The following is a 7,305-nucleotide window of genomic DNA, read 5'->3' on the forward strand; positions in this document are numbered from 1 at the left end:
GATCCATCTTGGCCCATTTCGGCCATAGCTAGATTGGTCATAATGATTGGTTTCCTGGTTCTCGCCCTACGTGATGGGGATGATTTGCTCTGTCACCGTGGTACCGCTCGATCCTGACACGTAGGGCAGGTGACAACCCGGAACGGTTGAACAGTAGGGCCTCATTCGCGGCTCTGACCGGTGTTGCCCCGATTCCTGCTTCGTCCGGTCAGCGGTCCCGCTTCCGCCTTTCCCGTGGTGGGAACCGTGCGGTCGTCAAGTTATTGAGACAGTTTCGTAGTGGTTTTCTTTACGCGGCCAGGGGTTCCTGAACACGGGTTTGGTGGCTGGCCAAGGCAATTGCTGGTGGGATGCCTCCGGCCCGGCGATTTGGCCTGCGCCGGTTGTACCAGGACTCGATGTAGTCCATGACCGCGCTCCTGGCAGCGAGGCGGGTGGCGAAGCGCTCGTGGTGGTAGAACTCGGTCTTCAAATGTGAGAAGAAGTTCTCGGCGACGGAATTATCCCAGCACACGCCCACGGCACCCATCGACTGGGTGATCCCGTTGCCTGAACACCATTTCTGGAACTCATCCGAGGTGTATTGAGCTCCTCTGTCGCTGTGAAAAATAGTGCCCGGATCAACGAAATGGCAGTGGTCCCGTGTCATTCTCAGCGCCGAGGTGCAGAGGCTAGCGCGCATGTGATCGGCCATCGACCAGCCGATGACCATGCCCGTGCAAAGGTCGATCACCGTGGCCAGGAAGAGCCATCCTTCACCTGTTTTCAGGTAGGTGATGTCGCCGACCAGCCGGGTGCCGGGGGCATCGGAGGTGAAGTCCCTTCGGCCGTCTTCATCGAGCATGTGGTTCTCGATGTGGGCGGTCTTGGCCTGGGGATCTTGGACGGTCGTGGTCTTCCATGCCTTCGTGCGCACCGCCCGCAGGCCGTTGGCCCGCATGATCGCCCCGACGGTCGGGGCGGAAACCTTGGTCCCGGCGGCGTTGAGCATCAGGGCCAGCTGGTCCCGGCCGGCGCGTTCCTTTTCCTGGTTGAACAGCGTGGTCACTGCCTCGGTGAGCTGCTCGTGGCGTACCGCCCGCGGCGTAGGGCCCGCTGGCCGGCGCCAACGGTAGAACGATGCCCTGGAGACTTTCAGTGTCCGGCATAGCCAGGCAATAGAGTGGTTGGCCTTCTCTGCTTCGATGAACTCGTAGAAGTCCTCTACTTCTGCTTCGCGGCAAAGAAGGCGCTGACTTTTCCCAGGAACTCGACCTCGGACTTCAGCCTCGCGTTCTCGGCCAACGTCTTCTGGTGTTCGTCCCAGGGCACCGGCCCCCGGGCCTGAGCGGTCCCGGCCGTTTCGGGGTTCGGCGGATTCCAGCGGTCATTGCAACAGGAGGTTCTCGATCAGTTCGATCGGTTTTCTGAACTCTAGTCTTTTGCGTGGTCGGTCGTTGAGTTCCTGAGCGACCCAGTCGAGGTCTGTCGCGCTGTGGATGCTCAGATCGGTGCCTTTCGGGAAGTACTGGCGCAGCAGACCATTCGTGTTTTCGTTGATGCCGCGCTGCCAGGGTGAGTGCGGATCGCAGAAGTAGATGTCGATGCCGGCTTCCATTTTCACGGTTTTCCAATCCTGCATTTCGATGCCCTGGTCCCAGGTGAGGGAATGCCTCAGCGCCTCGGGGAGCGTCTTGATCTTGGCTGCCAGGGCGTCACGCATTTGTTCTGCTTTGTATCCATCCGGCAGGTGCACGAGCATCGTGTAGTTGGTGGTTCTCTCCACGAGGGTCCCGATCGCGGACTGGTTGCCTTTGCCGATGATGAGGTCGCCCTCCCAGTGCCCTGGCACCGCACGGTCCTGAACCTCAGCGGGACGTTCGGAAATGTTGATCATCCCGGGGATCCGGTTCTTCCGCTGGCCGGCCTTCCTGCAGGGCTGCCTGATAGCCCGCCCGGTGCGCAAACACGCGGCCAGATCACGGTTCAGCGCTCCGCGGGTCTGAACGTAGAGGGACTGATAGATCGTCTCGGGTGACACCCTCATCTCCGGCTCATCAGGGAACTCAACCCGCAGGCGTCCTGCGATCTGCTCCGGCGAGTACTTCTTTTTAAGGTCTTCTTCCACCTTCGCACGCAACACAGTGTTCGTGTGCAGTTTCGCCGGTTTCGGCCGCGAAGCCCGCTCATACGCCACCGCGTGAGCCGACGTCGCACGGTAGGGCAACCCGGCCACCGAGTTACGCCGCAACTCCCTCGAAATCGTGGAGGCCGACCTGCCGACCACGGCACCGATCCGGCGCAGCGAGTGTCCCTGGGCACGCAGCACCGCGATCTCCTCACGCTGGGCGAAGGTCAGGCACCTGCCCTTCAGATTCCGGCCGCGGCGAGGCCTGACACCCCCGGCCTCGGCCAGTACCCGGCGCCCGGTACGCCGGCTCGTGTCGATCGGAACAACGGCATCAGTGATGAAATCACCAGCCTGCATCCCGGCCCAAAACAGCTGCAGAAGATCCGGTCTTACGTAAATTGAATACCTCGCCATGACAACACCCATCCGCTAAGTGTTGCAATCACCGCAAGAACCCAAGGTTCGCCAAACGGTACCTGCGGACCCAGTTGCCCAGGGTGCTTGGTTTCACCCCGATTTCCTCGGCGATTTGGTTCACCGAGCGATCAGAGCCCAGGACGAGGCGGACGGATTCTTCACGGAAGGCTGGATCGTAGTTCTTCTTGCTGCTGGCGGTCATCTGAAACGAGGGCTCCAATCAAGCTGTCTCACAAAACCATACGGCCGCACCGGCAGGCGAACAGTGCCCTGCATCGGATCGTCCTGTTGCGCATGCGCCATCACGAGCCGCGCACTGATGCCTACTTCGCCAGGCGGCGGGCGCAAGGGCTTTCGGATCGGGGCATCATGCGCTGTCTGAAACGCCACATCGCCAACGAGGTTTACAGGGCGTTGATGGAGCCAGGACTTGAAGACCCCGTCGGACGCCGGCTCCATGAGTTACGTGATGAAGTCGGAGTACCGCTTAGCGTGCTGGCCAACACCCTCGGAGTGCCTTGTCAACGGCTTCAACGTTTGGAAGCCGGCATCCGTGCTGACTCCGAACTGGAAGCAAGAGCAACCGCGATACTCACCCAAATCAGTCATCAGTTGGCTGCTTGACGACAATAGGAGCATCCACGCTAGTGGGCACTACCTCCGGCGCTGTCTCATGCGTTACCTCGCCCGGCGCATCTACCGCCACCTCAACACGGCAACATTTACGGGGGTTGGGGCTTGACGAGATATAAAAGCTTCACAAGAGCAGAGCAAAGCACGATCCAAGTGCCAACGCTACCGTCCGACAGTAATGCTGCTACCCAGATGGCACCCAACGCATAGCCAAATGACGCGCTACCGAGCAACCTTTGCCAGCTTTCGCTGTTGCACCAAGTTCAAAATCATCCCCCCCACGCATGCCGTGAGTACGCTTCCAGACGTCGAGAATGGGACGGGGGTAACCAGCATCACTGGGGCCAATCCGCACATTGTGAGCTTTACCACCGCCGCAAGTCGGTTCTTAGCTCGGATCACTACGTAGGCGGCGACCAGACCAAACGCAGCCACAACAGTGCTGAGAGTTACACCAATTTTTAGAGGTAACCATAAGTAGGAGTTATGTATATAAGTTTGCCCGTAGTTGCCTTCGAACGGTTCGCCTGCGACACGTGCCCTGTAGGGGGCGCCGAGTCCAGAACCTGCCCAGTTCTGGGAAATATAGTCGACGGCAAGCCGATTCTCTTTTTGACGCCAATTGGAGCTCGAATCCGTTTCAAGCACCTCTGGGTTCAGCCCAGTCAGAACTCTTTCCTCGAATGCATTGCCCCACGAGTTCACCGTCGTCGTAACCGAATCCGTGACCAGGGAAGAGACACCAATAGCTGTGAGACCTACGATCGACATGAGAGCTGTAGCGCCAGCCATTCTTATCGGAGCGCCCCGAAATAGCCCGACCAGGAGAGCTGCAACGAGTACAGCCGCGAGTCCAATTAACGAGTTGCGCGAAAAACCCAGAAATCCGATACAGATTCCCGCAACAATAACGGCCCATAGAGACCTGTATTCCCGGAAGGAAACGAGCCGCAGCGACCACATCGCAAAGAGAACGGCAGCCGTCACTACGCAAAAAAGCCCGCTAGCTGGGATGATACGAGCAGTATCCGACCCGACGACCCCGGAGCTCGTATACAAAATGGCTTCACTAGAACGCACATTAAAGAAGCCTAGTTTCAGCGTCGATTCAATAATGACAACTACAAAAGTATAGAGGACAGTCAACGTGACCGCCCCCAAGAGGATTCTCTTGATCTTTGGAGACCGGGAACTCAACAAAACCGACAGCACGATGGCCAGAATGACGACATGAAAAAGATCCCGCCCGTCACGCACTACCGTGGCGATACTCGCGCCGTTAGCAAGCCCAAGCAGAGTCGCGCCCGAAAAAATTCCGATCGACGCGAAAAGGGTCCATTTGCTTGACGCCTGTAGGCGATTCCAGCTCAATGCAATCAAAGCTACTAGAACAACCACCAACAAGTCGCTGAGGAAAATACTCCCACCCATAAAAGCGAACTTCTTAGGAATAAAGGTAGGGAGCGGCAAGATAATCATGCAACATGTGGTCACGAAGAGACGAACTGCGAGCGGCCTATGCAAAATCAAGAGGTTTACCTTTCACGCTTCACCTTGCGAAACCTGATTATCGAGCTGGACTATGAATGTCGAGGGTGGCGAACGGGAGATTATAAGCTCATCACCGGGTAGGTCCTTTTCGCCATGCCATGCCTTGAACTTTCATTCTCAACAAGAAGTCGTCCGGCAATGTCGCTTCATTCAGCCTGCGCCCAGACGTGAAGAATGTTCCGCATTTCGAGGGTCCGCTCTCCTGTGCCAAAAGCAGGACCATGCGTCCATTTGCCACTCGATGAATGCGTTCATCGAATCTTGTTCTTGGGGTAAAAGCGCGCCCATGTCTCCGTCTTGTCCAGCGATATAACCGTTCTGGTGACGTACCAATCGTGGCGTTCCCCGGTAAGCGCTTCGGTATCGCGCGGCGAATGTTCCTGTGAATCTGGACGGCTGATAGGGGTAATCGTCGGCGCTCCGAGCGACGACAATAGTTTGTGTTTGGAGGGAACTACAACTCTCGCACAAGACCATCCTTGAGTGGTTCCCTTCAATGGTGCACGCAAAATTTCCTGTGCCCGGCGATCGTTTCCGCCGAAGCTACAGATCATTTTGAAATTTGCAGACGGTGCCATGCCAACGGAACACATACGCGCGTTGTTAAGCATGTAGCTGGCGTAGAGTGTAGCCCATCGCTGGCACTTCGCCTCCGCGATCGCCCACTCGAATCTGCAACACGGCCTGTTTCGTTTCCCCATTTCAAACTATTTCACGAATCTTCTTCAATAGCTCCCGCACCATTTTGTCAGTCGTATGATTCGAGAGAACGTGTTCCCGTGCAGCACGCCCCATGGCGGCAGCCAGATCCAACTCATTTAAAACTGACAAGGTACGTTCCGCTAAGGCCTGTGGGCTTTCAGGGGGTACTAAATAACCTGTCTTGTCATGCAACACATACTCATTCATTCCTGGGGTATCAGTAGCAACCACCGGCGTGCGGCAGCTCGCCGATTCCAGAGAAACCGTCATTCCTGATGCATGTAAGTTCGGCTTGGTAGCTAGAACTACCGCCGAGGCACGCCGATAGTAGTCACGTAGAGCTCCATGCGGCATATGTTCCACAATTTCAACCCCCTTAACGGGGCTAAGCGCCAATCGGGACTGGACAACGATTTCAACATCCGGCCGATCTTTATGGATAATTCGCAGAGCTTCCATCAAGGTATCCGGGTCCCTGTCTCGGTCGCCTCCCGCACTAAACAACAGTGGACGATTCCTATCCGGATATTCATCGCTTTCCGGCAGCGGGCTGAAGAATTCCTCATCAATTCCAAACGGCAGGTAAAAGACGGGTACTTTGTCCCCAATATAATCCTGAGCTGCCTCCACCTGAGGTCGGCTCAGGCACCAAAGGCCCGAGAAATTCTGCAGTACTTTCCGGATTGTCCTGTTACGCATACTGTTCCCACGCGCGTGTTCGTCCGTCGCCCAGATGATTCCGGCGAATAAGTTCTGGTTGGGGCGTCGCCGGGCATACTGACGCAGGGCGGCATTTTCGTCCCACGCAATAGCAACCCCACTGGAGCTCTGAGTGCCATGTTGGCGCATCGAACTATCAACGACCAGTCGAACCTTCTCGAGTATTGATGGAGGATCTATCGCCCGAGCGTTCAGCCTATTGACGTACTTTGATAGGCGGTTAAGTCCATATGGCCAAGCGTCCGGCACTTCGTTCAGGGCATGTTTTCGCTGCCACTCTCTATGGTCCTTCGACGCAGGATACACGACCTCAATTGATGGCAAACCATCTTCGAACGAAATCACAACTTGTTCCTCTCTCGGACCGCAACCAGCGACCGGCTGCGATCCGTCCAGTCTCGTTGGGTGACTCTTGGACCACTTCGTGAGCAGAAATTGGCGACTCTCTGACATCAATTATCGCTGTAGTCAGAGCTCTTCGTTCTGTAGGCTCCGTATCCCGGGGTCCTAGCGACTTGAGTTCCTCGGCTATCCCAATTTTCGTTGTATAGATGATTGGACTTCCACAGCAGAATATTCAACAATCGGTAGTTCGTTGGTCTATCCCCCATATGGCCGCTACAAGCGCAACACTAAGACCTTCGGAGTCTGCATAACCGGCTAGTTCTTTTGTCGTTTCGAATCCACTATGAATCACAAATTTTAGAGAACGTCCATCCTGACGCAAACGGTTTTCTCCAACAGCCTCTTACCAAGAATCCGCAAATTCACAATAGGCACCCTTCCGAGCACGGCTGGCCACAAGTAGAGCAAAAGGACGAAGCGTCCTCTCCTTTTAGATACGCCTACGGAGATTACGGAATTCATTCACTGGTCAGCAGGGGACCTGAGTCGAAGCACAGTCCAACTACTGAAAGCCCGACGCTCAACCGGACTTAGGCCAACCAGATTCCTCCTGTGGGCGTTCTCAATAGGGGTAGTCCCGAAGGTAATCCTACCGGCCAGCCCGTATATTGCTCGCGTATTGATGGCGCTAAAATGGCGTACCAACGTCACAGACGGATGCAGTCGATCAGAAACGGTAAAAGCAGGATGAGAGTTCTCAAGAGCAAAAACCCATTATAAGCCGACTCAATTTGAGAGGCAATAAATCTCCCAAGCTAAATTAAACG

At 56.0% G+C, this 7,305-nt stretch carries 7 protein-coding genes; 2 read left to right on the plus strand and 5 right to left on the minus strand.

Translation table 11 applies throughout. The features are described from left to right. Positions 1–113 precede the first annotated feature (113 nt). Positions 114–311 (plus strand): transposase, encoded by a 198-nt coding sequence (locus tag ACT3S2_RS15515; RefSeq protein WP_444561901.1) that lies wholly within the window; start codon positions 114–116, stop codon positions 309–311. Here ACT3S2_RS15515 and ACT3S2_RS15520 read toward each other — a convergent pair. The 3 genes from ACT3S2_RS15520 to ACT3S2_RS15530 all read right to left on the minus strand — a co-directional run bounded on the left by ACT3S2_RS15520 (position 290) and on the right by ACT3S2_RS15530 (position 2,729). Further along, a complete protein-coding gene (locus ACT3S2_RS15520; RefSeq protein ID WP_444561902.1) occupies positions 290–1,186 on the minus strand; it encodes an IS3 family transposase in 897 nt (298 codons plus the stop codon). The genes ACT3S2_RS15515 and ACT3S2_RS15520 overlap by 22 nt on opposite strands. Before the next feature lie 180 nt (positions 1,187–1,366). Beyond that, positions 1,367–2,536 carry an IS30 family transposase gene (locus tag ACT3S2_RS15525; RefSeq protein WP_443358676.1) on the minus strand — a complete coding sequence of 390 codons (1,170 nt, stop codon included), beginning with the start codon at positions 2,534–2,536 and terminating at the stop codon, positions 1,367–1,369. Between the two features lie 16 nt (positions 2,537–2,552). Then, complete coding sequence (locus ACT3S2_RS15530) at positions 2,553–2,729, minus strand: transposase (RefSeq protein ID WP_444561897.1); 177 nt, start codon at positions 2,727–2,729, stop codon at positions 2,553–2,555. A gap of 86 nt (positions 2,730–2,815) precedes the next feature. Between ACT3S2_RS15530 and ACT3S2_RS15535 the strand changes: the two genes are divergently transcribed. Further along, entirely contained in the window at positions 2,816–3,151 is a 336-nt protein-coding gene (locus ACT3S2_RS15535; RefSeq protein WP_444561898.1) for a hypothetical protein, read from the plus strand. A gap of 231 nt (positions 3,152–3,382) precedes the next feature. On the opposite strand, the gene ACT3S2_RS15540 is transcribed toward ACT3S2_RS15535, so the two are convergent. Both ACT3S2_RS15540 and ACT3S2_RS15545 read right to left on the minus strand, forming a co-directional pair. Next, positions 3,383–4,639, minus strand: a complete 1,257-nt coding sequence (locus ACT3S2_RS15540) for an O-antigen ligase family protein (protein WP_444561899.1) — start codon at positions 4,637–4,639, stop codon at positions 3,383–3,385. A 774-nt stretch (positions 4,640–5,413) separates the two neighbouring features. After that, entirely contained in the window at positions 5,414–6,478 is a 1,065-nt protein-coding gene (locus ACT3S2_RS15545) for a glycosyltransferase family 4 protein (protein ID WP_444561900.1), read from the minus strand. Positions 6,479–7,305: the final 827 nt, after the last annotated feature.

Origin of the sequence: Arthrobacter sp. AOP36-A1-22 (assembly GCF_052377615.1) — a bacterium.
Classification (GTDB): Bacteria; Actinomycetota; Actinomycetes; order Actinomycetales; family Micrococcaceae; genus Arthrobacter_H.